Annotated in this window: 14 protein-coding genes; 6 read left to right on the forward strand and 8 right to left on the reverse strand. The window is 68.5% G+C overall.

Annotation, left to right across the window (positions count from 1 at the left end; genetic code table 11):
* Positions 1-47: 47 nt before the first annotated feature.
* From recD to ACQ7JA_RS16125, 4 genes are all read right to left on the reverse strand, one after another.
* Positions 48-1,997, reverse strand: a complete 1,950-nt coding sequence (gene recD, locus ACQ7JA_RS16110; RefSeq protein ID WP_430899486.1) for an exodeoxyribonuclease V subunit alpha — start codon at positions 1,995-1,997, stop codon at positions 48-50.
* Positions 1,984-5,634, reverse strand: a complete 3,651-nt coding sequence (gene recB / locus ACQ7JA_RS16115; protein ID WP_430899488.1) for an exodeoxyribonuclease V subunit beta — start codon at positions 5,632-5,634, stop codon at positions 1,984-1,986. Before recB ends, recD begins: the two co-directional genes overlap by 14 nt.
* A complete protein-coding gene (gene recC, locus ACQ7JA_RS16120; protein ID WP_430899490.1) occupies positions 5,631-9,026 on the reverse strand; it encodes an exodeoxyribonuclease V subunit gamma in 3,396 nt (1,131 codons plus the stop codon). Before recC ends, recB begins: the two co-directional genes overlap by 4 nt.
* A 191-nt stretch (positions 9,027-9,217) precedes the next feature.
* Positions 9,218-12,223, reverse strand: a complete 3,006-nt coding sequence (locus ACQ7JA_RS16125; RefSeq protein ID WP_430899492.1) for a CHASE domain-containing protein — start codon at positions 12,221-12,223, stop codon at positions 9,218-9,220.
* Positions 12,224-12,319: 96 nt separating this feature from the next.
* Between ACQ7JA_RS16125 and ACQ7JA_RS16130 the strand changes: the two genes are divergently transcribed.
* The gene (locus tag ACQ7JA_RS16130) at positions 12,320-14,383 is read left to right on the forward strand and encodes a prolyl oligopeptidase family serine peptidase (protein ID WP_430899494.1); all 2,064 of its coding nucleotides are present in this window, start codon (positions 12,320-12,322) and stop codon (positions 14,381-14,383) included.
* Positions 14,384-14,507: 124 nt separating this feature from the next.
* Here ACQ7JA_RS16130 and ACQ7JA_RS16135 read toward each other — a convergent pair whose 3' ends face one another.
* Positions 14,508-15,092: an acyl-homoserine-lactone synthase gene (locus ACQ7JA_RS16135; protein WP_430899496.1), complete on the reverse strand. Its 585-nt coding sequence runs from the start codon at positions 15,090-15,092 to the stop codon at positions 14,508-14,510.
* 171 nt (positions 15,093-15,263) lie between these two features.
* Between ACQ7JA_RS16135 and ACQ7JA_RS16140 the strand changes: the two genes are divergently transcribed.
* The gene (locus ACQ7JA_RS16140; RefSeq protein ID WP_430899498.1) at positions 15,264-15,539 is read left to right on the forward strand and encodes a helix-turn-helix domain-containing protein; all 276 of its coding nucleotides are present in this window, start codon (positions 15,264-15,266) and stop codon (positions 15,537-15,539) included.
* Here ACQ7JA_RS16140 and ACQ7JA_RS16145 read toward each other — a convergent pair.
* Positions 15,514-16,248 (reverse strand): autoinducer binding domain-containing protein, encoded by a 735-nt coding sequence (locus ACQ7JA_RS16145; RefSeq protein WP_430899500.1) that lies wholly within the window; start codon positions 16,246-16,248, stop codon positions 15,514-15,516. The two genes, ACQ7JA_RS16140 and ACQ7JA_RS16145, sit on opposite strands and share 26 nt — an antisense overlap.
* Positions 16,249-16,619: 371 nt before the next feature.
* Here ACQ7JA_RS16145 and ACQ7JA_RS16150 point away from each other — a divergent pair, with 371 nt between their 5' ends.
* Together ACQ7JA_RS16150 and ACQ7JA_RS16155 are read left to right on the forward strand one after the other, a co-directional pair.
* Complete coding sequence (locus ACQ7JA_RS16150) at positions 16,620-21,530, forward strand: HAMP domain-containing protein (protein ID WP_430899502.1); 4,911 nt, start codon at positions 16,620-16,622, stop codon at positions 21,528-21,530.
* A gap of 11 nt (positions 21,531-21,541) precedes the next feature.
* Positions 21,542-22,399 (forward strand): CheR family methyltransferase, encoded by an 858-nt coding sequence (locus tag ACQ7JA_RS16155; protein ID WP_430899504.1) that lies wholly within the window; start codon positions 21,542-21,544, stop codon positions 22,397-22,399.
* A gap of 126 nt (positions 22,400-22,525) precedes the next feature.
* Here the strand turns inward: ACQ7JA_RS16155 and ACQ7JA_RS16160 are convergent, their stop codons facing one another.
* Together ACQ7JA_RS16160 and glpD are read right to left on the reverse strand one after the other, a co-directional pair.
* Positions 22,526-23,131: a glutathione S-transferase family protein gene (locus ACQ7JA_RS16160; RefSeq protein WP_430899786.1), complete on the reverse strand. Its 606-nt coding sequence runs from the start codon at positions 23,129-23,131 to the stop codon at positions 22,526-22,528.
* A gap of 12 nt (positions 23,132-23,143) precedes the next feature.
* On the reverse strand, positions 23,144-24,739 hold the full coding sequence (glpD, locus tag ACQ7JA_RS16165; RefSeq protein WP_430899506.1) for a glycerol-3-phosphate dehydrogenase: 1,596 nt from the start codon (positions 24,737-24,739) through the stop codon (positions 23,144-23,146).
* Positions 24,740-24,845: 106 nt separating this feature from the next.
* On the opposite strand from glpD, the gene ACQ7JA_RS16170 reads away from it, so the two are divergent.
* Positions 24,846-25,490: a phosphohydrolase gene (locus tag ACQ7JA_RS16170; RefSeq protein ID WP_430899508.1), complete on the forward strand. Its 645-nt coding sequence runs from the start codon at positions 24,846-24,848 to the stop codon at positions 25,488-25,490.
* The gene (locus ACQ7JA_RS16175; protein ID WP_430899510.1) at positions 25,480-26,304 is read left to right on the forward strand and encodes an SIR2 family NAD-dependent protein deacylase; all 825 of its coding nucleotides are present in this window, start codon (positions 25,480-25,482) and stop codon (positions 26,302-26,304) included. The genes ACQ7JA_RS16170 and ACQ7JA_RS16175 overlap by 11 nt, the downstream gene beginning before the upstream one ends.
* Positions 26,305-26,573 lie beyond the last annotated feature (269 nt).

Below are 26,573 nucleotides of genomic sequence, written 5' to 3' on the forward strand. Positions count from 1 at the left end.
GTCGTGGAAACGTGCCCACGCCCTGCCCTTATGTTGGATCAAGCACCTCAGTGCGCCGTCGCCCCGACCATGCCGCGCAGGCCGCTGGTGCGGTGGGTGCGCAGCGCGATGGCTTCCGCCAGCACGGCGCCGGCCGGCGACACCAGCGTGAACTGCTCGCTGGCGCGGGTGATGCCCGTGTAGACCAGCTCGCGCGTGAGGACGGCCCCGCGCTCGCGCGGCAGCGCCAGCACGGTGTGGCGGAATTCCGAGCCCTGCGACTTGTGCACGGTCATGGCGAAGGCCGTTTCGACATTGCGCAGGCGGGTCGCGAGCACACTGCGCACCTTGTCGCCCTCGAGGAAGTAGACGCGCAGTGCGCCGGGACGCGCCGGATCCGGCAGGGTCACGCCGATGTCGCCGTTGTAGACGGAAGTCGCGTAGTCGTTGCGGGTGACCATCACCGGTCGTCCGACATACCACTCGCCCTGGGGGCGCAGCAGGCCGGCCTGGGCCAGGCGGCCGGCCACCGCCTCGTTCAGGCCGGACACGCCCCACTCGCCGTCGCGCACCGCGCACAGGATGCGGAAGGATTCGAAGCGCTGCAGGACCTGGCGCACCCATTCTTCACGATTCGTGTTGAATCCGGCTTTCAAGCCCGTATTCAACACGTCCAGATAGGACCCATAGCCCGATTGCGCCAGCTGAAGCACCTGCTGCTGCTGGGCGTTCTCGATCCAGCGCACGCCGTCCTGTCCGCTGCGCAGCACGCCTTCCGCGCGCACCGCGTCGCCCGCGTTCACGGCCAGGGCCAGCTGGCCGATCGGCCCGCCGAAGCGGCGGCTGTGGCGCAGCATCACGGTCTGCTGCGCCAGCGGGCCGCCATTGCCCATGAATTCGTCCGGGAGCGTCTCGCCGGAGGCGGCCTGCACGTAGGCGCCCGTCTCGGCGCTGTAGGCGCCGGCCTGGGCGTCGTGACACAGGTCGCCCAGCACCGCGCCCGCCTCCACCGAGGCCAGCTGGTCCTTGTCGCCCAGCAGGATCAGGGTCGCGCCAGGGGGGAGCGCGTCGAGCAGGGACGCCATCATCTCCAGGTGCACCATCGAGGCTTCGTCGACGATCAGCACGTCCACGTCGAGCGGATTGCCGCGGTGGTGGGCAAAGGCGCGGCTGTCCGGGCGCGCGCCCAGGAGGCTGTGCAGGGTGCGCGCGGCGCCCATGCGCAGGGTCAGTTCGCGCAGCGGCAGGCGCGGGCCGACGCGGTCGGCCAGTTCGCCCAGCGCCTTGTCGATCGACTGCTTCAGGCGCGCGGCCGCCTTGCCGGTCGGCGCGGCCAGGGCGATGCGCTGGCTGCCGGCTTCCGGCGCAGTCGCGAACAGGAGCGCCAGCAGGCGCGCCACGGTATAGGTCTTGCCGGTGCCGGGGCCGCCCGTGATGATGGCGACGGAACCGCGCAGGGCGATGGCGCAGGCCAGCTTCTGCCAGTCCGGGCCCTCGGCCTGGCGGTCGGAGGCGAACAGCAGGTCCAGCCAGCCGCGCACGGCGCCGGCATCGACTTCACGGGGCTGCAGCGCGCGCTCGCGCACGGCATGCGCCACCAGGGTTTCGTCGCGCCAGTAGCGGCGCAGGTAGAGGCGTTCGCCGTCCAGCACCAGCGGCTGGTCGTAGTCGAAGCTGCTCGACTCCCAGACCTGCTCGCAGCCGGCCAGCAGCTGGGCCCAGGCCCGGCCGGTCTTGGGCAGCGGGCCGGCGGCGCGCGCCAGATCCTTCCACTGGTCCGCGCTCCAGCCCAGCAGCTCCGCGGGGCCCGAGGCGAGATCGGCCAGCTGCACGCAGCTGTGGCCGTGGCCTTCCAGTTCGGACAGGACGCTCGAGGCCAGCACCAGGGCCGGCGGCGCGGCGCCGAGCGTGGCCACGAAGCGGGCGAAGGCGCAGGACAGGCGGCGCAGTTCGCCCTCTTCGGCCAGGCGCGCCAGTTCGGCCCACAGGGTGTCGATGTTTGCCTCAGGCTTCGCCATGGCCGTCCTTGTCCAGCAGGCTTTCCAGCCCACCCAGCAGTTCGAAATCGGGCGGCAGCACGCAGCAGCCGCGCGTGTCCTCGTTCGCGATCCCGCGCAGGAAGAGGAAGACCGCCCCGCCCAGCTGGCGGCGCGGCGAATAACTGTCGCCCAGGCGCGCGCGCAGCAGGCGGTGCAGCGCCAGCGTATAGATCGTGGCCTGGATGTCGTAGCGGTGGTCCAGCATGCCCAGCTCCATCGCGGCCCGGGTATAGGCCGCGTCGCCCGGGCCGAGTGCATTGGTCTTGTAGTCGAGCACCCAGAAGCGGCCATCGTGCTCGAACACGAGATCGGCGAAGCCCTTGAGCATGCCGTGCAGCACGCGCTCCGGCAGGATCGGGCGCTCGAGGCCGCGCAGGATGTGGCTGCGGCACAGCCGGTCCAGCTTCACCGCATCCAGGCGCTCGCTGGGGAACCAGAACTCCAGTTCCGGCACCGGATCGCGCAGCCCGCACAGGGCGACGCCGAGCGGCGGCAGCGGCGTGGTCGCGACCATGTGCAGCCAGGCCAGCGCATCGTCGACGCGATGGCCCCAGCCGGCGCGGTCGATGCGCTGGCCGAGGCGCGCGAGGAATTCCGGTTCGTCGGCCTGGTGGAAGCCCTCCTGCGCCATCCATTCGAGCTGCTCGTGCATGAAGTTGCCGGGCACCGAACCGCGCGGGAAGCGGTGCCAGGGCGTGTCCTCGATGCGCGGCGGGGTCGCCAGCTGCGGGTCTTCTTCCAGCAGCGTGGCTTCCTGCGCCGTCATCGGCGTCGGCGGTGGCGCGACGGCATGCCGCACCAGCGAGGTGAACGAGCCGATCGACCAGTCCTTCTCGAAACGCGCCTCGTAGCGCGGCGGCGCCAGCAGGCCTGGCCGCACGTCCTCGCGCGCCAGCACGGTGCGCGCGTCAGGCGGCGCCAGGTCGTGCAGCACGATGCCCTCGACATTCCCGCGCAGCTGTTCCAGACGCTCGCGCAGGCGTTCGGCCTCGATCTTCCGGCCGCCGCCCAGCAGGTAGCCGAGGGCCGAATCGTGCAGGTGATTCTCGGTCTTGCTGCGGCCGCTGATCGGCGCCGCGCCCAGCCACAGGAAGTGGCGTGCGCGCGTCAAGGCCACGTAGAGCAGGCGCAGGTCTTCTTCCAGGCGCGCGCGGTCGACCGCCTGCAGCGCCTCGTCGCTCCGCCACAGGTCGAGACGGCGCGCGCCATCGTCCGTGACGAACTCGAAGAAGCTGCGCTTTCCCTTCTCGGTGCGGCGCGCCGTGACGGCAAACGGCAGGTAGACCAGCGGATACTCCAGGCCCTTCGACTTGTGCACCGTGACCACTTTCACGAGTTCGGCGTCGCTCTCCAGGCGCAGCACCCGTTCGCCATTCTCGCCCTGGTCCTCGCCGACGCCCTCGATCTCCTCGGCCAGCCAGCGGATCAGGGCCTGCTCGCCTTCCAGCTGGGTGCTGGCTTCCTGCAGCAGCTCGGCCAGGTGCAGCAGGTTGGTCAGGCGACGCTCGCCGCCCGGTTCGCGCAGCAGGCGCGCCGGCAGGCCGAGTTCGTGGACGAAGCGGCGCAGCATGGCCAGCACGCCCTGGCGCTGCCAGGCGCCATGCAGGTTCTTCAGCTGTTCGACGCGCGCTTCCCAGGCCGCCTCATCCGCCGACAGGCTGGCCAGTTCCCCCAGCGGCAGCCCTGCCGTGCGGGTGGCGAAGGCTGCGCGCGCCAGCACGCCGTCCAACGGATTGGCGACCGCGTACAGCCAGCGCAGCACGTCGGCCGCTTCCTCGCTCTTCACCACCGAATCCTTGTCGGACAGGTAGACGCTGGCCACCTTGCGCTCGACCAGGGCGCGGCGCACGGCGGCCGCCTCGCGGCGGTCGCGCACCAGGATGGCGACGTCGGCCGGCATCAGGCGGCGGAACCGTTCGCCGTCCGAGAAGCCGACCCGCTCGTCCCCCAGCAGGCCGACGATGTGTTCGGCGCAGTGCTGGGCGAAGAATTCGCGGTATTCGTCCTGGTTCATCGGACCGGCGCAGCAGACCGACATCGCAGGCGCGGGCCCGTCGGCCCCGACCAGGCGCTCGCGGTGGCCTTTGGCCTGCACTGCCTCGAAAGGCAGCGGATTATCGATGCCCTTGCGGAAGCGGAAGGCGCCGGCCGGATAGCCGTCGGGGTTTTCTTCGGCATGCCGGAACAGCTGGTTCACCGCCTCGACCAGTTGCGCAGTCGAACGGTAGTTGGTCCCGAGCTGGTAGTGGCGCCCTTGCGTGGCGCGGCGCGCGGCCAGGTAGCTGTGGATGTCGGCGCCGCGGAAGCCGTAGATCGACTGCTTCGGGTCGCCGATCAGGAACAGCCCCTGTTGCGGGTCGTTGGCGGCGACGCGGTAGAGCAGATCGAAGATGCGGTACTGGTCCGGCGAGGTGTCCTGGAATTCGTCGACCATCGCCACCGGGAACTGCAGCACGATGCGCTGGCGCAGCGCTTCGCCGTTCGGGCCTTCGAGGGCTGTCTTGAGGCGCTCGAGCATGTCGGCGAACCCGAACTGGCGGTTGCGCGCCTTCAGCTCGCGGATACGGGCCGCAATGTGGTGGGAGGCATGGCGCAGCAGCGCGTGCTTGAGCGGCTCGATCTGCTGCAGCGCTTCCTGCAGGGGCGCGATGCAGCCGAAGCAGGACGGGACCTCGGCCTGGAAGTTCCTGGCAAAGGCTTCTTCGATTCCGCCCGGCGTCAGGCGGCGCCAGGCCGTCTCCTTCAGGTCCGGCATCAACATCTGCGGATCGCGGGCCCATGCGCGCAGCGCCTCGAACCACTGGACCAGCGAAGCCGCTTTCATCATCGTGCCGTTGAAGCACTTCGGCTGGCGCTCGCGGTGTCCGGCGATCCAGCGCTCCATCTCGTCGGCGCGTTCCAGCCAGCCTTCCTTGAGGCGCGCCAGCTCCGCGCGCTGGGCCTGCTGCAGGCGCGCGACCAGCACGCCCAGCGGCTCGTCCCCGCCGGGATCCAGCAGGTGGGTGCGCTTGACCAGCTCGCGCACGTCACGCTTCAGGGCCTCGACGTCGCTCCAGGATTCCAGCACCGCGGCCAGCGCATTCGCGCCGAGCGGATAGATGTGCTGGCGCCAGTAGTCGTGGGCCGCGTCCTCGAACAGGGCGCGTTCGTCGCTCACCAGCTCTTCGTCGAACAGGCTGCCCGAGTCGAAGGCGTGCTCGCGCAACATGCGCTGGCACCAGGCGTCGATGGTGAAGATCGCCGCCTCGTCCATGGTTTCCGCCGCCAGCACCAGGCGGTGGGCGGCGACGTTGCGTTCGCCCTCGCCCGGATAGGCTTCGAGCAGCGCGCGCAGGTAGGGGTCGTCGATGTCGAGCTGGCCGCGGAAGTAGGCTGCCGCCTCGACCAGGCGCTCGCGCACGCGATTGGCCAGCTCGCGCGTGGCGGCGCGGGTGAAGGTCATGACCAGGATTTCGCTCGGCAGCAGCGGACGCGGGAAGGCGGCCTCGCCGCCATGGCCCAGCACCAGGCGCAGGTAGAGGGCGGCGATGGTCCAGGTCTTGCCGGTGCCGGCCGAGGCCTCGATCAGGCGCGTACCATGCAGCGGGAAGTCCAGCGGTTCCAGGTGCTGGCTCATGCCTCGCCTCCCCCGAGCGGCGCCACCTGCACGCTCGATGCGATCCAGTCGGCCAGCGGACCATACAGGTCACGCGCGATGTGCGGCCAGTCGCCGGCCGCCACCAGGCTGGAAAAGTCCGGCCACAGGCGCGCCAGGCACAGTTCCGCCACCTCGCCCGTCCTCTCGTAGCCGCCATCGTAGGCCAGGCGCGCGTCGGCATCCATCCCGCCTTCGCGCAGCAGGGCCAGCGCCGTCTTGCACGCAACGGCCAGCGGACGGTCCAGGTTCCTGCGCCACAGGTCGGCCAGGTCGTGCAGCATGGCCGCCGCCTCGACCGGGTCGAGCGCCGCCATGGCGAGCACCGCGTCGCGCGCCACCAAATGGCCGGCGACCGGCATGCCGGAGGCGCTGGCGGCCAGCTGGCGCAGCCAGGGGCCAATCAGCTTGTCGCCGCGCGGGCGCCCTTCCTTGTCCAGCACCTTCGAGGACACCTGCATCAGCCAGGCGGTTTGTTCGCCGTTGGTGCGCAGGCGGTCGATCCAGTCGTCCAGAACAATGCCGTCGTTCAGAGCGAGGCTGACCGCGCGCTTGGGCGCCGCCTGTGGGAAGCGCGCGCCCAGGGCCAGCCAGGCGCTCCTCACCGGCACGAGTCCCTCGACCAGCTCCTGCTGCCACTGGCGGCCCAGCAGGCCGATCGGCAGCACGCCTTCGCGCGCCAGGCGCGCGGCGCGCTCGTTCAGGGTGCTGCGCACGGCTTCGGGCGCCTCGGGCTGGCCGCTGTCGTCCAGCAGGTGGTCCTCGACGAAGTAGCGCTCCAGTGCGTCGAGCGAGAACGGTTCCTCGTCCTCGCCCACCAGCGCGGCGTCGGCGAACACCACGCCGAGGCGGCGGCGGAAGAAGTAGCGGGCCGGCTGGCGCAGGAAGGCGGCCAGCTCGCCGAGCTTCAGCACGAAGCCCGGTTCCAGCTCGTAGGGCGGCAAGGCGTCGCCGAGACGCTCGCCCTCGTCCAGGCCGTGGGCCGAGCGCCATTCGCCCGCATAGGTGAGCAAGCCGCCGCGCTCGAAATAGCGGCGGCTGAAGGGCTGCAGCGCGTGCTCGACCGTGCGTTCGGACAGGTCGAGGTTCCAGCCGGCCTTCAGGTAGTCGCGCAGCTGGGCGACCAGCACCGAGGCCGGCTGCTCGCTGTTGTCGCGCACATTGCGGCCGACCCAGCTCACGTAGAGCTTGTCGCGCGCCGACAGCAGCGCTTCCAGCATCAGGTAGCGGTCGTCGTCGCGGCGCGAACGGTCGCCGGGGCGCGCCATGCCGGGCAGCGCCAGCAGGTCGAAATCGGCCTGGCTGGAGCGGCGCGGGAAGTCGCCGTCATTCATGCCGAGCAGGCAGACCACGCGGAACGGCACGGCGCGCATCGGCATCAAGGTGCAGAAGGTCACGCCGCCGGAGACGAACTGGTGGTTCAGGGTCGGCTGGTCGAGTTCCAGCAGCCAGGCCTCGCGCATCACGGCGAGCGGCACCGGCTCGTCGAATTCCGCGGCATCAACGGTCTCCAGCCAGCACTGCAGCGCTTCGTTCAGCTGGGCCAGCGTCAGGCGGTCGGACTCGTCGCTGGGGTGGAAGAAGGCATGCAGCAGCGCGCGCGCCGCCACGCCCCATTCGCGCGGCGTGCGCGGCTTCACGAGTTCGGCGCGCCACGCGAGCAGGGTCTCGATGAACTGGGCCAGCGAACCGGCCAGCGCCGCATCCAGGCCGCCGACTTCCGCATACGGCTCGATGTCGCCGAAGCTCGCGCCCGCGCCGCTGGCATAGCCGAGCAGCATGCGGCGCACGCCGAAGATCCAGGCGTTCTGCTCGCCGGCCGAGCCGAGACCCAGACCCGCGCGATGCTCGCGGTCCAGGCCCCAGCGTACGCCGGAGCCTTCGATCCAGCGGCCCAGGATCGGCAGGTCCTCGGCGTCCAGGCCAAAGCGGCCGGCCACCGCCGGCACGTCGAGCAGGTCGCGCACCTCGCTCTGGCGGCAGCGCTGCTGCGGCAGGCGCAGCAGCCATTCGAGCGCCACCAGCAGCGGATTCACGCTGCGGTCGCGCAGGTCGCCGATCTCGAAGGGGATATGGCGCGGGTCGCTCCGGCGGTGCTGCTCGAACACGGCGTGGATGGCGGCCGAGAAGGTGTCGATGTCGGGCACCATCACGACCACGTCGCGCGGACGCAGGCTCGGGTCCTGGGCGAACCACGACAGCAGCTGGTCGTGCAGCACCTCGACTTCGCGCTGCACGCTGTGGGTGATGTGGAACTCGATCGAGCGGTCGTCGAAAGGCGGCACCTGCGGGTGTTCCGAGAGCGGCAACAGGTCGCGGATCGCGCCCTGCACCTGGGACAGCAGCGAACTGCCCTCCTCGTCGTCGAACAGGTCCACGCGCATGTTGTCAATGCGCGCGCCTTCGCCGTTGTCGAATTCGTCCAGCATGCGCACGAAGTCGCGCCCCTGCCGTCCCCAGCTCGCCAGCAGCGGATGGGTGTGGGCGTGCAGCTCTTCCAGGGGCACGGCGGCAAGGTCCGCGCCCGGACGGTTCGGCTGGCGCTTGCGCGCGGCCTTCAGCAGTTCGCGGCCCTCGATGATGTCGCCCCAGTAGAAGCGGCAGGGATTCGGCACCGCGAACAGCACCTGCGTGTGGCGCGACAGTGCGGCGATGGCCTGCAGGGTCTGGTACGGCAGGGTCGACATGCCGAACAGGATCACCCGGCGCGGCAAGGCGGAGACGGGCTTGCGGCCCGATTCGATCGCCGCCAGGAACTGCTGGTGGATGGCGGCGCGGCCGGTGACGCGGTCTTCCTGCGCCAGGCTGGCATGGATTTCACGCCACAGGCAGGCCTGCCATTTCAGGTCCGGGCCCAGGGGCACCGGCTCGCCCACGGCGCGGCGCAGCTGGTCGCGGCCCGCTTCCCAGTCTTCGAGCCAGTCGGCGCGGTAGACCTGGTACTGGTCGTAGAGGTCGGCCAGGCGCTGGGCCAGCTGCAGGCGGCGCTCCGGGCAGCCGTCGCCGAGGAACTGCGCCAGCGGGGCATAGCTCGTGTCGTGCATCAGCCCGGGCAGCAGGCGCATCAGGCGCCAGGTCAGCGGGTCCTTGTCGAAAGGCGCGCGGGTGGGCACGCGGTCGCGCCCCAGCATGCCGCGATAGGCTTCCCACAGGAAGCGGGCCGGCAGCGCCACGCGGGTGGCGGCGCACACGCCCATGTCTTCGGCCAGGGCGATCTTCAGCCACTCGGCCACCCCGTTCGACTGCACCAGGATCGTCTCCTGCTCGAGCGGTCCCAGCGGATGGCTGCGGATCCAGTCGAACACGGCGCTGCGCAGCAACTCCATCTGGTTGCCGTGCAAAATTAACAAGCCGGGGGTGATCGGGGAAGACATCGGTATGGTTGGGCTGCAGAGGCGCCAAGGATACTCTTTTTGGGGCGCTGGCGAAAGTGCAAGGCACTCGCTACGGGGGTGTGTCGTAGGGTGGACGGCTCTGCCGTCCGCGCGTTCAACGACCCTGTGAATGGATGTGCTGCTTGCAATTCACGCACTGTTTGAACGCGCGGACGGGGAACCCGTCCACCCTACGAGGATTGGTCGGCCTCCCGCGCGCCGAGGCGGGCCATGACGTCGCGTTCGATGCGCGCGAACTGGGCTCGCAACCGGGCCGCCAGCGCCCGCGCCTGGGCCGGCCGGCCGTCCTGCCCCTCCAGGTCTTCGCAGACGGCGGCAAACGCAATCGCCCCCACCGCCCGCGCCGAGGACTTGATGCGGTGCGCCACCGCCGCCGCTGCCGCCAGGTCGCCCTTGGCGAGGGAGACATCGATCTCGTCCAGGGCGTCGCGCGTGGTCGCCAGGAACATGAAGGCAAATTTACGCATGCGTTCGCGATCGCCGTCGAAGGTGGCCTCCAGCAGGGCGAGGTCGATCGGCCCCGTGCCCGCCTGTGGCTGGGGCGCCACGTCCGGCGCCGGCGCCGCGCTGCGGCCCAGGCAGCGCGCGATGGTCGCCGCCAGCAGCTCCGGCACCACCGGCTTGGACAGGAATTCGTTCATGCCCGCTTCCAGGCAGCGGCTGCGGTCGTCGACCCCGGCATTGGCCGTCATCGCGATCACCAAGGTGTCCGCGAGGGCCGGATCGGCGCGGATGCGCCGGGTCGCCGCCAGGCCGTCCATGACCGGCATCTGCACGTCCATCAGCACGCAGTCGAAGCGGTGGCGCGCCATCTCGTCGAGCGCCTCCTGGCCGTTGCCGGCCACCACCACCGCGGCGCCGGCCTGGGCCAGCAGCTCGCGTCCGACCTGCTGGTTGAAGGGATTGTCCTCGACCAGCAGCACGGCGCAGCCGTCCAGGCGCGGCGCCTGCGGCGACGGGGCCGCGCCCAGGCCGGAAATCGCCGCGCTGTCCTCGAGACGCAGCCTGGCGGTGAACCAGAAGGTGCTGCCCGCCCCCAGGCTGCTTTCGACGCCGACCTCGCCGCCCATCAGTTCCGCCAGCTGCTTGCTGATCACCAGTCCCAGGCCGGTGCCGCCATGGCGCCGGGTGGTCGACTGGTCGGCCTGGTGAAAGGGCGTGAACAGGCCGGCCTGCTGTTCCGGCGCGATGCCGATGCCGTTGTCGCGCACCTCGAAGCGCACCAGCAGCTCGGGCCCGAAGGCGCGCGCCAGCCGGACGCGCAGCACGATGCGGCCATGCTCGGAAAACTTGATGGCGTTGCCGGCGAAGTTCAGCAGCACCTGCTCGAGGCGCAGCGGGTCGCCGCGCACCGGACGCATCAGCTCGGGCGCCACCTCGACGTCGATGCCCAGGCCCTTGGCTGCAGCGGCCTGGCCCAGCTGCAGCTCGACGTTGCGCAACAGCGCGTCGAGCATGAAGCCGACGGCGTCGAGTTCCAGCTTGCCGGCCTCGATCTTGGAAAAGTCGAGGATGTCGTTGATGATGCCCAGCAGGTGCTGGCCCGAGTGGTAGATCTTGTCGAGGTAGCCGCGCTGGGCCGGGTCGGTGTTCGACTGCAGCGCCAGGTGGGTCATGCCGATGATGCTGTTCATCGGGGTGCGGATTTCGTGGCTCATGTTCGACAGGAAGTCGCTCTTGGCCTGGCTGGCGGCGTCGGCGCGCGCCTTCAGCTCGTGCAGCGTCGTGATGTCGGTCGAGACGCACAGCACGGCCGGCGGCGCGCCTTCGTGCTGCAGCGGCACGCGCACGCTCCACATCTGGCGGATGCTGCCGTCGGGCTGGACGTGCTCGACCTGGGTGGCGCTGCGGCGGCCGCTCTCGAGCACCTCGCGGTCGCGCTCCCAGGAGGCATCGGCCTGGGGCCCGGGCACCAGATCGATGTCGCGCCGCCCCACCACGCTTGACGCGGGCAGCTTGATCAGCGCGGCGCACTTGGCGTTCACGTACAGGAAGCGGCGCGCGCCATCCTTGAGGTAGACGTAGGCGTCGAGGTTGTCGAGCACCGAGTCGAGCAGCAGGCGCTGGTCGAGGGCCACGCGGCGCGAGCGCACCAGGTTCTGGAGAAAGGCGAAGGCCAGCAGCGTGCCGCCGAGACCGGCGCCAAAGGCGAGCAGCGGCAGGAAGCGGTCGTAGCCCACCACCATGTCGGCGCGCGCGGCCGTGAAATGCGCCTTCCAGCGGGTGCCGGCGTAGTCGATCGGCAGCAGCGTGGTGAAGCGCGCCGCGCCGTCCCCGGAGGCGCCGCGCACCTCGGGGCCGACCAGCAGGCGGTCACCGGCCTGCAGGGCGAGCGGCCGGTCCGCGGGCAGGTCGTGGGAAGGTGCGGTTTCCGTGTAGAGGCTGAGCGTCACCGGCTGCCCCTGAGCCGGCGTGAGCGCACGCGCCACCAGCTTCTCGACCGAGAACGCGATGCCGACGCTGCCCAGGTAGCGCTCGCGGCGCTCCGCGACAGTGGCCGGCAGGCCGCCGCCGAGGTAGATCGGCTCGCGCATGCCGAGCACCGTGGAAGGCTGGGGACGCATGATGCGCACCACCTGGCCGGAGGCGCTGATTGCGCCGCTGTCGCGCGAACGCGCCAGGGCGGCGGCCACGCCCGGGTGGACGGCGATGTCGACGCCGAGGCGGTCGTCGGGCAGGTCGCTCGGTTCGATCCAGGTGATCACCTGGTAATGGGGACGGCGCCCGGCGGGGCGGATGTCGAAGGCCGGATAGCCGCCGGGCCGCACGCTGCCGTCGGCGCGCACGGCGGCGACGAAGGCGTCGCGCCGGGCGTCCGGCACGTAAGCGACAAAGGTGACCGCCTCGATCGCGGGGAACTGCTCGGGCAGGTCGAGCGCCGTGACGTAGCGGTGAAAGCGCAGGCGGTCGAGCGGCGCCTCGCCGGCCGTGTGCAGCGCGCTCAGGCCGCGCAGCACCCGCCCGTACGACGCGATGGCGGCGGCCACCCGCTCGCGCGCCACCTGGGCCACGTTGTCGAAACGGCGCCGCGCGTCGTCTTCGACGGCGCCCAGGGCCAGGAAGTGGAACAGCAGCCCGACCGCGAGCGCGAGCGCGACCGCGGCCGCCCATGGCGCGGCGCGCCGCCAATGCCGGCGCGGGCCGTTGGCGTAATGGTCGGTCGGATGGGGCGGCATGTGCTCCTGGCGTGCGGGTCGGTCGATGCGATATTGCTAGTATAGGGGGTCGCACGCTGCACTTGTTCACCCAAATTCACTCTCGATCACATCCCCATGCCCACGCCAAGCCACACTGCAAGCCCTGCGACCGACCCCTATCTCTGGCTGGAAGAGGTGGACGGCGAGCGCGCCCGCGACTGGGTGCGCGCGCAGAACGGGCTCGCCGAGCGCGAACTCGAAGCCGATCCCGGCTTTCCCGCCCTGCGTACGCGCCTGAAGGGCATCCTCGATTCGACCGACAAGATCCCCTACCCCGGCTGCCACGCCGGCCTGCTCTACAACTTCTGGCGCGACGCCGTGCACGTGCGCGGCATCTGGCGCCGCACCACGCTGGAGGAGTACCGCAAGGCCGCACCAGGCTGGGAGACCGTGATCGACCTCGACCTGCTGGCCCGGGAGGAAGGCGAGAACTGGGTCTGGGGCGGGGCCAGCTTCCTGGAGCCGGGAGGAGACCGCTGCATGGTCTCGCTGTCGCGCGGCGGCGGCGACGCCCGCGTGCTGCGCGAGTTCGACCTGTCGAACCGCTGCTTCGTCGACGGCGGCTTCGTGCTGGAGGAAGCGAAGAGCGACGTGGCCTGGATCGACCGCGACACCCTCTTCGTCGGCACCGACTTCGGTCCCGGCGCGATGACGGATTCCGGCTACCCGCGCATCGTGAAGCGCTGGCGCCGCGGCCAGCCGCTCGCCCATGCCCTCACCGTCTATGAAGCGGGGCAAAGCGACCTGTCCGCGTCCGGCTGGCGCGACGCCACGCCCGGCTTCGAACGCGACTTCGTGCAGCGCCAGATCGGCGTCTACAGCAGCGAGCTGTTCGTGCTGCAGGGCAACACCCTGGTCAAGGTCCCGAAGCCCGAGGATGCGAACGCCTTCGCGGTACGCAGCCAGGTCGTGATCGAACTGCGGTCCGACTGGGAAGCGGGCGGTCGCCGCTATCCGCAGGGCGCGCTGCTCGCCACCGGATTCGACGCTTTCCTCGCAGGCGGGACGGATTTCCAGCTGCTGTTCGAGCCGGGCCCGACCACCTCGCTGGACGGCCTCACGGTGACCCGCGACGCCCTGCTCCTCACCCTGCTGGACAATGTGAGCAACCGCCTGGTCGAGCAGCGCTTCGTGGACGGCGCGTGGCAGGCGCGCGACGTCGGCCTGCCGGAGTCGCAGGCCATCGAGACCTGGGCCTTCGACGCGGTCACGTCGAACCGGTATTTCCTGACCGTGAACGGCTTCCTCGAACCGGCCACGCTCTACCTGACGGAAGCCGGCAGCGACACCCGCGAGGCCCTGAAAACCCTTCCCGCTTTCTTCGAGGCCGAAGGCCTGAGCGTGCGGCAGTTCACGGCAAGCTCGCAGGACGGTACGCGCGTGCCCTATTTCGCGGTCATGAAGGACGACGCCGCGCTGCGGAGCCCCGCACCCACCGTCCTGTATGGCTACGGAGGCTTCGAGGTATCGCTCAAGCCCGCCTATGGCGCCATCAGCGGCGCGGCCTGGCTCGAGCGCGGCGGCGTCTACGTGCTGGCCAATATCCGCGGCGGCGGCGAGTTCGGGCCGCGCTGGCACCAGGCAGCGCTTAAGGAAAATCGCCAGCGCGCTTTCGACGATTTCATCGCCGTCGCCGAAGACCTGGTGGCGCGCGGCATCACCACGCCGCCCCACCTGGGCATCATGGGCGGCAGCAACGGCGGCCTGCTGGTTGGCGCCGTGATGGTCCAGCGCCCCGAGCTGTTCGGCGCCGTGGTCTGCCAGGTGCCGCTGCTGGACATGCGGCGCTACCACCAGCTGCTGGCGGGCGCCTCCTGGATGGGCGAATACGGCGACCCGGACGATCCTGCGCAGTGGGAAGCGATCGGGCGCTATTCGCCCTACCAGAACGTGCGCCCGCGCATCGACGACGGCCATTGGCCGCGGGTGCTGTTCACCACGTCGACGCGCGACGACCGCGTGCACCCGGGCCATGCGCGCAAGATGGCGGCGCGCATGCTGGAATACGGACACGACGTGCTGTACTGGGAGAACACCGAGGGCGGGCACGCCGGCGCGGCGGACAATGCGCAGATCGCGCGCATGTGGGCCCTGACCTGGACCTTCCTGCGCCGCCAGTTAATGCCTGCAAAACCGTAGGGTGGGCGGTCCTCCGCCCACGCGTTCAACGACACAATCCGACGATGCGGCTCGTCCATTCTCGAGCCGCTTGAACGCGTGGGCGGCACAGCCGCCCACGCTACGAACCCCACCTTCGTTCGCGTCAGGAGGCCAGCCGGTGCGCGAACAGCGCCTCCCACGTCGCTCCGATGTCGACATACAGCGCCACCGCGGTCTCGACCCCGATCACCTGCGGCGAGCCCAGGCGGCTGGTCACCACGCCGGCGCGCCGCAGCAGGCGCTCGATTGCCGTGGTTGTCACCGTCACATAGCGCGACAGGCCGTTCTCGTAGCCATGCCGGATGATGGCGGCGATCGATTCCATCGTCATCTCGGAGAAACCGTAGCTGCCGGCGCCGTCGGTCTCCAGCGCGAAACGCGACAGCTCCCACACCAGCGGATCGCTCGGCGCATCGCGGCCTTCGAGCAGCTGCGGGAAGGAGTCCTTCAGCATATAGGGGCCTTCGGTCGGCAGCAGGCGCCAGCAGCCGCGCAGCATGCCGCCTGCCTCGCGCATCAGCATGTAGCGCGGCTCGAGCGCGTCGTAGCCGTCGATCTCCATGCCGGACAGGACCGGCACTTCCCAGCCCAGCCGCCCGCGAAATACCTTGGCGCGCAGCGTGTGCATTTCCCACAGATCCTTCGATTTGAATTCGCGGCGTGCAGCGATGTTGATCAGCATGCTCATGGTTGGCCCCTAGTCGAGTGGTGGATGATCGTTCTGAAGACTTATGCATTGCGCATACAAGATTTATGCAAGATGGGCAGTGCGGGAACTATCAGCTCTGCTAGGTGGCGGCTGCAGTACCGTCGGTGGAATACTTGCAATTTGCATAGACCGAACGGAAAGGGATCGAACATGGCAAACGATATGATGTGCGGCGCACTGGCGGCGGAACTGGAAGCCCAGCAGGCTGTCCAGGCGGGTGGTCCGGCCCAGCAGGCCAGGTCGCACGACCTGCGGCGCCTGCGCATCGCCAAGCGCGAGAGCCAGGAAAAATTCTGGAGCCGCTTCGGGGTCACGCAGTCGAGCGGCAGTCGCTTCGAAACCGGCCTGGCCATTCCCGCCCCTGTCGCCATCCTGCTGCGCCTCTACGTCAACGGGCGTCTCAGCGATGGTGATCTTCAGGTGTGATCAGGCCCAGGGCGATCGCCTTGACGACCGCCTGCTGGCGGGTGCTGACGCCGAATTTCTGGCGCACGTTTGCGAGGTGAAAGTTGACGGTCGCCTCGGAGCAGTTGGTGATCCGGGCGACCTCCCATGAGGACTTGCCAGCCATGACCCATTGCAGGACCTCGAGTTCGCGCCGGGTCAGGCGCGGCGCCTCGGGTTCGAGTTTCGCCTCGCGAAAGCGCGCCGAGGAGGCGAAGGCATAGTCGCGGATCAGGGAAAGGCCCGGCATCGCCTCCGCGATCGCGCGCTCGACCGGCACCCCGGGGCGGGCGTCGCACACGAAGCTGATCACCCCGAACTCCCCTTGCGGGCCGTGGACCGGCAGCGTGACCCCGCTCCTGATGCCGTGGGCGCTGGCTTCCTCGTACAACGCACCCGAGGCGCCCTCGCCGAAGGTGGACGGGGCCCAGACCAGGGGCAAGGTACTCGAGAGGCAATGGCCGACGGTCGGGTCGACATAGGCGAAACCATTGGCGTCGTAGCGGCTGCGCCATTCGCTCGAATAATTACTGCGCAAGAAAGCCGTTTCGAAACGCGCATGGCGCGAGGGCACCACGCCGTACAGGACCTGGTCGAAGCCCTGCCCGCGCGCCAGCCCGAACAGGCGCTCGCACCACGCGAGGTCGTTCGGGGCCTCCAGCAAATCCAGCAGCAGGGCGTTGTCGATCATGGCACGTCGGGACAATAGTCGGTCAGGCATTCCCATGCTAGATGAATCGCGACGCTGAACTCTCTCCGAAATTCACATTCCGATGTAAACACGGCGAAATTTGGTCCACGAATTGTCGTAACAACGCAACATCGCGCCGAATCGTGCGCTGCCTGTCGGCCGGCTACGCTACCCTCCGCGGGATTGCCTTCAGTAATTTTCTAATTTGCAAGACTTCTTGACGGCCGAGCTACTTGACTTGAATTTTTACAAGAGTATCTTTCGATCGTTTCACATGACACATTCGCCGGCGACACCGGCTCGAGTGCGTCATGTAGCCGCACCTCTCTACCCGCACTTACCTATTACTTATCGAAACAAGGATCGAGTCGATGAATAACATGACCGACATGGGCGAACAGTTGGACGTCAAGCTGCTGCTCACCACGCTGATGGCGCTGAAGAAAGGCGACTTCTCGGTGCGCATGCCCTCGGACTGGACCGGTGTCTCCGGCAAGATCGCCGACACGCTCAACGACATCATCTCGACCAAGGAAAAAATGGTGGAGACGGTCACCGAGGTGTCGCGCGTCGTCGGCCGCGAAGGCCACCTGACCCAGCGCGCCGACGTGCCGGGCGTGGTGGGCGGCTGGGCCACCATCATCAGCTCGGTCAACACCCTGATCGACGACCTGGTGCGCCCGACCACCGAGATGGCGCGCGTCATCGGCGCCGTGGCGAAGGGCGACCTGTCCCAGACCATGGCGCTGGAAGTCGACGGCCACCCCCTGAAGGGCCAGTACCTGCGCGCGGCGATGACCGCGAACACCATGGTGGAACAGCTCTCCTCCTTCTCTTCCGAAGTGACGCGCGTGGCGCGCGAGGTGGGTACCGAGGGTAAGCTCGGCGGCCAGGCGCAGGTGAAGGGCGTGGCGGGTACCTGGAAGGACCTGACCGACTCGGTAAACTCGATGGCGGGTAACCTGACGTCCCAGGTGCGTAACATCGCCGAGGTGACCACCGCGGTGGCGAACGGCGACTTGTCGAAGAAGATTACCGTCGACGTGCGCGGCGAGATCCTGCAGCTGAAGGACACCATCAACGTCATGGTGGACCAGCTGCGCTCCTTCGCATCCGAAGTGACGCGCGTGGCGCGCGAGGTGGGTACCGAAGGCAAACTCGGCGGCCAGGCCTACGTGCCCGGCGTGGGCGGCACCTGGAAGGACTTGACCGACAACGTGAACTTCATGGCGTCGAACCTGACGGGCCAGGTGCGTAACATCGCGGCGGTGACGACCGCGGTGGCGAACGGCGACCTGTCCAAGAAGATCACCGTGGACGTGAAGGGCGAGATTCTCGAACTGAAGAACACGATTAACGTCATGGTGGACCAGCTGTCCTCCTTCGCATCCGAGGTGACGCGAGTCGCCCGTGAGGTGGGTACCGAGGGCAAGCTCGGCGGCCAGGCGCAGGTGAAGGGCGTGGGCGGCACCTGGAAGGACTTGACCGACTCGGTGAACTCGATGGCGGGTAACCTGACCGGCCAGGTGCGTAACATCGCGGACGTGACCACCGCGGTGGCGAACGGCGACTTGTCCAAGAAGATTACCGTGGACGTGAAGGGCGAGATTCTCGAGCTGAAGAACACCATCAACGTGATGGTCGACCAGCTGAACTCCTTCGCATCCGAGGTGACGCGCGTGGCGCGTGAAGTGGGTACCGAGGGCCGCCTGGGCGGCCAGGCAAACGTGCCTGGCGTCGCGGGTACCTGGAAGGACTTGACCGACAACGTGAACTTCATGGCGGGTAACCTGACCGGCCAGGTGCGTAACATCGCCGAGGTGACCACTGCGGTGGCGAACGGCGACCTGTCCAAGAAGATTACCGTGGACGTGAAGGGCGAGATTCTCGAACTGAAGAACACCATCAACGTCATGGTGGACCAGCTGTCCTCCTTCGCATCCGAGGTGACCCGCGTGGCGCGTGAGGTGGGTACCGAGGGTAAGCTGGGCGGCCAGGCCTACGTGCCGGGTGTCGGCGGCACCTGGAAGGACTTGACCGACAACGTGAACTTCATGGCGTCGAACCTGACGGGCCAGGTGCGTAACATCGCGGCGGTGACGACCGCGGTGGCGCGCGGTGACCTGTCCAAGAAGATTACCGTGGACGTGAAGGGCGAGATTCTCGAACTGAAGGACACCATCAACGTCATGGTGGACCAGCTGTCCTCCTTCGCATCCGAGGTGACCCGCGTGGCGCGTGAGGTGGGTACCGAAGGTAAACTCGGCGGCCAGGCGAACGTGTCGGGTGTGGCGGGTACCTGGAAGGACTTGACCGAGAACGTCAACCAGCTGGCGGCAAACCTGACCAACCAGATGCGCGCGATCGGCGAGGTGGCGACCGCGGTGACCCGTGGTGACCTCTCGCGTAGCATCCAGGTGGAAGCGCGCGGCGAGGTGTCCTACCTGAAGGACAACATCAACGAGATGATCCGTAACCTGAAGGAGACCACGCAGAAGAACGCGCAGCAGGATTGGCTCAAGACCAACCTTGCCCGATTCACCCGCCTGCTGCAGGGCCAGCGCGACCTGCAGGCCGTGACCAAGCTGATTCTTTCGGAACTGGCGCCGCTGGTCTCGGCCCACCACGGCGTGTTCTACATGATGGACTCGCAGGAGACCGATGCACGCCTGCGCATGATCGCCTCCTACGGCTACCGTTCCAGCCGCAAGCTGCCGACTTCCTTCCTGCCGGGCGAGGGCCTGGTGGGCCAGTGCGCGCTGGAGAAGAGCCGTATCTGGCTGACCGACGTGCCGCGCGACTACATCGTGGTGTCCTCGGGCCTGGGCTCGGCGCCGCCGAACAACATCGTGGTGCTGCCGATCCTGTTCGAACAGCAGGTCAAGGCGGTCATCGAGATCGCCTCGCTCGACCGCTTCACCGAGACCCACCTGTCCTTCCTCGACCAGCTGATGGAATCGATCGGCGTGGTGCTGAACACCATCGAGGCAAACAGCCGTACCGAGTCGCTGCTGACCCAGTCGCAATCGCTGGCGCAGGAACTGCAGCAGACCAACCAGGAACTGGCGGAAAAGGCGCGCCTGCTGTCCGAGCAGAACATCGAGGTGGAACGCAAGAACCGCGAGGTGGAGCAGGCCAAGCTGGCGCTGGAAGAAAAGGCGACCCAGCTGGCCCTGTCCTCCAAGTACAAGTCCGAGTTCCTGGCGAATATGTCGCACGAGCTGCGTACACCGCTGAACTCGCTGCTGATCCTGGCCCAGCAGCTCTCGGATAACCCCGAGGGCAACCTGTCGGGCCGCCAGGTGGAATTCGCGAAGACCATCCACGGCTCGGGCTCCGACCTGCTGACCCTGATTAACGACATTCTCGACCTGTCGAAGATCGAATCCGGTACCGTCACCCTGGACGTGTCGGAATACCGCTTCTCGAACCTGCGCAACTACGTGGACCGCACCTTCCGCCACATGGCCGAAGCCAAGCACCTCGGTTTCGAGGTCGACCTGGCCGACAACCTGCCGACCGCGGTGATGACCGACACCACGCGCCTGCAGCAGGTGTTGAAGAACCTGCTGTCCAACGCCTTCAAGTTCACCAGCCACGGCACGGTCTCGATGAGCATCAGCCTGGTGAACAGCGGCTGGACCGCCGACCACCCGAACCTGGTGCACGCGGATGCGGTGCTGGCCTTCTCGGTGCGCGACACCGGCGTCGGCATCCCGTCCGACAAGCTGCAGCTGATCTTCGAGGCATTCCAGCAGGCCGACGGCTCCACCGCCCGTAAATACGGCGGCACCGGCCTGGGCCTGTCGATCTCGCGCGAACTGGCGCGCCTGCTGGGCGGCGAAATCCGTGTCGAGTCCACGGTCAACGTCGGCTCCACGTTCACGCTGTACCTGCCCTACAACCGCGCAGGCTTCGTCAACTACGAACAGACGCGCCAGCCGCAGCCGGCGCGCCTGGCTCCGCCGCCGGCAAGCACCGCCACCACCGTGTCCTACCAGCCGGTGGTGCAGGCAAGCGCCGACGTGGCGACCGCCGACGCGTCGGCCGAAACGGGCGCGCAGGTCGAATACGCCTCGGTGCTGGATGACCGCGGCCTCGTGACGCCGGGCGATCCTTCGGTGCTGATCGTCGAGGACGACGAGCGCTTCGCCAAGGTGCTGCTCGACTTCGCCCGCGAGAAGAACTTCAAGGCCATCGTCACCCAGCGCGGCGACTCGGCCCTGTCGCTGGCCCGCGACTACCTGCCGTCCGCGATCCTGCTCGACATCGACCTGCCGGACATCGACGGCTTCACGGTGCTCGACCGCCTCAAGCGCGACCCGAACACCCGCCACATCCCGGTGCACGTGATGTCGTCCCTGCGCGAACGCGAGCGTGCGCTGCGCCAGGGCGCCATCTCCTACATCAACAAGCCGGTGGGCCGCGAAGCGCTGCAGGAAGAATTCAAGCGCATCCAGAAGTTCCTGATGGGCGGCAAGCGCTCGCTGCTGGTGGTGGAAGACGACATGGCCCAGCGCGAGTCCATCGTGGCCCTGATCGGCAACACCGACATCCACATGGTCACCGTCGACACCGGCGCCGCCGCCCTCGAAACGCTGGAGAGCCAGCACTTCGACTGCATGGTGCTGGACCTGACCCTGCCGGACATCTCGGGCTTCGAGCTGATGGACAGGATCACCAAGAACGAGCGCCTGCGCGACTTGCCGATCGTGATCTACACCGCCAAGGAACTCTCGCGCGGCGAAGTCACGAAGCTCAAGCGCTACGCCAAGACCATCGTCATCAAGGACGCCCGCTCGCCGGAACGCCTGCTGGACGAAACCGCCCTGTTCCTGCACCGTTCGCAGGCCAGCCTGCCGGAGCAGCAGCGCCGCATGCTCGAAGAGATCCACGCGCTCGATGGCGGCCTGGCCGGCCGCAAGGTCCTGATCGTCGACGACGACCTGCGCAACATCTTCGCCCTGTCCACCCTGCTGGAGCGCCAGCAGATGCAGGTGCTGTTCGCCGAGAACGGCCGCGACGGCATCGAGGTGCTGGAGAAGGATCCGACCATCGAGATCGTCCTGATGGACATCATGATGCCGGAGATGGACGGCTACGACACGATGCGGGCGATCCGCCGCATTCCGAAGTTCCGCTCGCTGCCCATCATCACCCTGACCGCGAAGGCGATGAAGGGTGACCGCGACAAGTGCATCGCCGCGGGCGCCTCGGACTACATCACCAAGCCGGTCGACGTGGCCCAGCTGCTGTCGATGATGCGCGTTTGGCTCCATTAATGGTTGCACTGATGACGGCTCGCGACATCAGTGGCTTCGCCAGCCTGGCCGAGCGCCAGGCAACGGAGGAGCTCGAGATCGAGCTGCTGCTCGAGGCGCTGTACCAGCGCTTCGGCATCGACCTCCGCGGCTACGGGCGCGACAGGCTGCGCGAGCGCCTGCTTGCAGAGGTTTCAGCGCGCGGCCTGGCCACGCTCTCGAGCCTGCAGGAGCGCCTGCTGCACGAGGGCGGGGTGGCGGAAGACGTGGTGCGCGCCCTCGGCGTGCCGGCGGCGCCCCTGTTCGACCTGCCCGACGATACCCGGCGGCTGCGCACGGCGCTGGGCGACAGCCTGCGCCCGACCGCGCTGCCCAAGGTCTGGCTGGCCGAACCCGCCGGCGTGGCCGAGGCCTGGACCCTGGCGATCCTGCTGGCCGAGGAAAAGCTCTACGCCCGCACCCAGGTCTTCGCCACCGTCGGCAGCGACGAGCAGCTGGCCCGGATGCGGGCCGCTTCCCTGCCCGCGGCGCAGCTCCAGTCCTCGCAATCGCATTACGAGGCCAGCGGCGGCAACGGGCGCCTGGCGGACTATTTCGAGATTGTGAACGGCGAGGCGCGCCTGCTGCCGCGCCTGCGCGAACGCATCACCTGGGCGCAGTACAGCCTGGTGACCGACGCGTCCTTCAACGAGTTCCACGGCATCGTCTGCCGCCGCGCCCTGCCCGACTTCGGGCCGCTGCTGCGCCAGCGCGTGCTGAGGCTGTTCCGCGACAGCCTGTCGCTGTTCGGCGTGCTGGGGCTGGACCGCGAGCTGGAGGCGACGGATGCGGGGGTGGAGGATTACCAGCCGCTGTTCGGGGATGGCGGGTGGTACAAGCGCGTACGCTAATCCGCGCATGCGGTCTGCTTATCGTAGGGTGGGCGGATTTCCGCCCACGCGGTGATCGTTAGTGGTGGAATGTAAGGTCCGGATGATCTCGCAGCCGGCTGAACGCGTGGGCAGAATCTGCCCACCCTACAACTTCGACATACGGTCGCGCCACGCCTGCAGGTGCGGCATCCCTTCCTCCCCCGGCCTGAACTTCATCAGGCCGCGCGCGAACTCCAGCGCGCAGAAGGCCGTGATATCGGCAATCGTGAAGCGCTCCCCCGCCACATAGGGGTGCTTGTCCAGCTCCCCATCCAGCCACCGCGCCGTATCGCGCATCTTCCGCCCCTGCGCCGCGCCGAACTCGGGAAACTGCGGCTGCTCCAGCACCGCCAGCCCTGGATGCGTGTGGCGCACGCAGTGCGCGATCTCCAGCATCAGGTGCAGTTCCACGCGCCGGTCGGCCATCTCGATGAAGGCGCGCTCGGTCGCATCGACGCCCATCAGGTTCGGCTCCGGATACAGGCCCTCGAGGTAGGTGCAGATGGCGCGCGTCTCGCTCAGGGCGCGGCCGTCGTCCAGCACCAGCACGGGAATGCGGCCCATCGGGTTCAGCGCGAGGAATTCCGGGTTGCGGTGCCCGCCGGCGTTCAGGTCGACCTCGACGGTCTCGATGCCGGTGATGCCCTTGGCGGCCATGAACATGGCGACGCGCCGCGGATTCGGCGCACGGGGACTGGTGTAGAGGCGCATCGGCATTCCTTCTCAAGTGATCGATGCGCCATGATAGCCCGGCCGGACCTGGGCCGGCACGCCCGGCGCGACGCCGCTGGGGGCACGCTCGGCCGCGATCCAGGCGTCGATCGCGTCGGCGCAGCCCGGCGGCAGGTGCAGGCCCAGCTTGCTGCGCCGCCAGAGCACGTCCTGGGCGCTGCGCGCCCATTCGTGCCGCACCAGGTAACGCAGTTCGGCTTCATACAGACCGGGCACGATCTCGGCTCCCAGCCCGTCGAGGCCGCGCGCATCCGCCAGCAGGGTGTCCACGCGGGTCCCGTAGGCGCGCGCCCAGCGCCCCACCAGGCCCGGCGGCAGCCAGTCGAGCCGGCGCTGAAGGGCCGCGACCCAGCGGTCGAATTCGAGCACGCCGCGCTTGTCGGGCAGCGGGCCGAACAGGTCGCCGCCGGGCAGCAGTGCGTCCGCGGTCCAGGCGGGCCGCGCGGGGCCAAGGCTCGATGCGATCCAGTCCGTCGCCTCTTCGGCCAGCCGGCGGTAGGTGGTGATCTTGCCGCCGAAGACCGACAGCAAGGGGGCGCCGGCGCCGTCGCGGCCCAGGGAATAATCGCGCGTGGCCTCCGCGGCCTTGTCGGACGCGTCCTCCAACAGGGGACGCACCCCGGAATAGCTCCACACCACATCCGAGGGCCAGACCTGGCGCCGGAAGTAGCGGTTCGCGAGCGCGCACAGGTAGGAGGTTTCGGTATCGGCGATCACGACCTCGTCCGGGTCGCCCGTGAAGTCGAGGTCGGTCGTGCCGATGAGGGTGAAGACGCCCTCGTAGGGCATGGCGAAGACGATGCGCCCGTCCGGGTGCTGGAAGATGTAGGCGTAGCTGTGGTCGAACAGGCGCGGCACCACGATGTGGCTGCCCTTCACGAGGCGCAGGCGCCGCTGTGCCGTGGGAGCGGCGCCGCTGGCCACCGCATCGACCCGTCCCGCCCAGGGACCGGCTGCGTTGACCAGGCAGCGCGTGCGCACCCGTTTGCGCCCGCCTTCCCCTTCCAGCGTGACCACCCAGTGCCGCGCGTGCCGTTCGAAGCCGCTGCAGCGCGTGCGGGTGCGTACCTCGGCGCCGCGTTCATGGGCGTCGAGCGCATTGAGCACGACCAGCCGCGCATCGTCGACCCAGCCGTCCGAGTACACGAAGCCGCGCCTGAAGGCGGGCTTGAGCGGGCCGCCGGCGCGGTGCCCGGCCAGGTCGACCGCCCGCGAGCCGGGCAGGAATTCGCGCGGCGCCAGGCGGTCGTAGAGGAACAGGCCGGCGCGGATCAGCCAGGCGGGCCGCTGGCCGCTATCCTGGGGCATCACGAAGCGCAGCGGGTGCATGATGTGGGGCGCGCTGCGCAGCAGCACTTCGCGCTCGGCCAGGGCCTTGCGCACCAGGCCGAACTCGTAGTGTTCGAGGTAGCGCAGGCCTCCGTGCACCAGCTTGCTGGACGCCGAGGACGTGTGGGCGCCGAGGTCGTCCTTGTCGCACAGGAGCACCCGCAGGCCGCGCCCTGCCGCGTCGCGCGCGATGCCCGCGCCATTGATGCCGCCGCCGACCACCAGCACATCGTATTCGAACCCGCTGTCTTCCACCATGTCCGCCTCCACGCCGAATCGTCCCAGTGTAGGGAGACGCCCGCAGGCCCTCTTTGCCTGTATCAATTATGCGGAGAATGCGCGTGCTCGTGTGTAAAATCGCCACATGCACAACACGCCCGGCGCACCAGAGGTGCGCGCATGGGTCCGCATGCCCTCGGGCAAGCGCCTGGACCTGCTCAACCCCACCCCCTTCGACTGGGACGACGCCGACCTGGCGCTCGGCCTGGCCCGCACCTACCGCTGGGGCGGACACTCGGCCTGGCCGCTGCCGCTGTCGGTGGCCCAGCATTCGATCGCCGTGATGCTGCTGCGGCGGGCGGTGTCTCCCCGCCCTTCTCCGGTGCAGGAGCTGCGCGAGCTGCTGCACGACGCCGAGGAAGGCCTGCTCGGCTTCGACGCGGTCTCGGTCATCAAGCCCTTCCTGGGCGAGGGTTTCCGGGCCCTGACGCGGCGCCTCGAGCAGGCGGTCTTCCTGCGCTACGGCCTGCCCGCCTGGACCGAGAAGGAACACCGCCTGCACAAGCAGGCCGACCGCCTGGCCGCCGCTTCCGAAGCCGTGCACGTCACCGGCTGGACCCGCGAGGAAGTGCTGCGCACCCTGAAGATCCGCGCCCGGGTGCTGGAGCGCGACCCGCTGGCCGATCACTACGGCTGCACGCCCTGGGAACCGTGGGCGCCCGGCCTGGCCGCCGAGCGCTTCCTGCTTGAGCTGGAACGCCTCAAGCGCGAAGAAGGCCATGGATCCTGACCAGGCCATCGAACGCGGCGCCGCGCTGCTTGCCGATGCGGGCGCGATCCTGATCGCCGCGGGCGCGGGAATCGGCGTGGATTCCGGCCTGCCCGACTTTCGCGGCACCACCGGCTTCTGGCGCGCCTATCCGCCGCTGGCCCGTCTCGGCCTGGCCTTCCACGACATGGCCAACCCGGCCACCTTCGACGACGATCCGCATCTCGCCTGGGGTTTCTATGGACACCGCCTGGCCCTGTACCGGGCCACGCGGCCGCACGCCGGCTTCGCCATCCTGCGGGCCATCGCGGCACGCGCCCCTCATGGGGCCCACGTCTTCACAAGCAATGTCGACGGCCAGTTTCAACGCGCAGGATTCTCCGGGATTGTCGAATGCCACGGCTCGATCCACTACCTGCAGTGCACCCGTCCCTGCTGCCATGCCATCTGGCCGGCCACTGCCATCGCGCCGGAAGTCGACATGGACGCGTGCAGGCTGGTTTCGCCACTGCCGCAATGCCCGAACTGCGGCATGCTCGCGCGGCCGAACATCCTGATGTTCAATGACGGCGCCTGGCTGGCCGGCCGTACCGAGGCGCAATACGAGCGTTTCGCCGAGTGGCGCGCCGCCGCGCGCCGCCTGGCTGTCATCGAGATCGGCGCCGGTGTGGACATTCCCTCGGTGCGGCGAATGGCCGAGTCGCAAGGCGTCCCTGTCGTACGCATCAATCCGCGCGAAGCGGCGGTACGCAACGGGGTCGCACTGGAGATGGGCGCACTGCCGGCGCTGACGCTGCTGGCCGAGGCCTTAGGAATTGATAAAGATCAAATCTGACAGCTAAGTGCCTGATTCTTTTGAACATTCGCCAATATCCACAAGATCTGTGGATAAAGATGTGGAAAAGCACTACTTGACAAGCCGAAAGTCCAGTAATGGCGCGGGTTTCAACAAAATGCCCGTTTTGAAGTCAAAATCAAAGCCTCGTAAAATCAATGACTTACGTACGCACAGCTTTCGTGCAGCCTTAATACCTTAGGCAGATTCCTACAAAACCCGCCGGCGGGGGATAAGTCGTCAACATGCCTTCATCTGCGCTCATCTCG

This window comes from Massilia sp. BKSP1R2A-1 (assembly GCF_050586525.1).
In the GTDB taxonomy this organism is placed as follows: domain Bacteria; phylum Pseudomonadota; class Gammaproteobacteria; order Burkholderiales; family Burkholderiaceae_D; genus Telluria.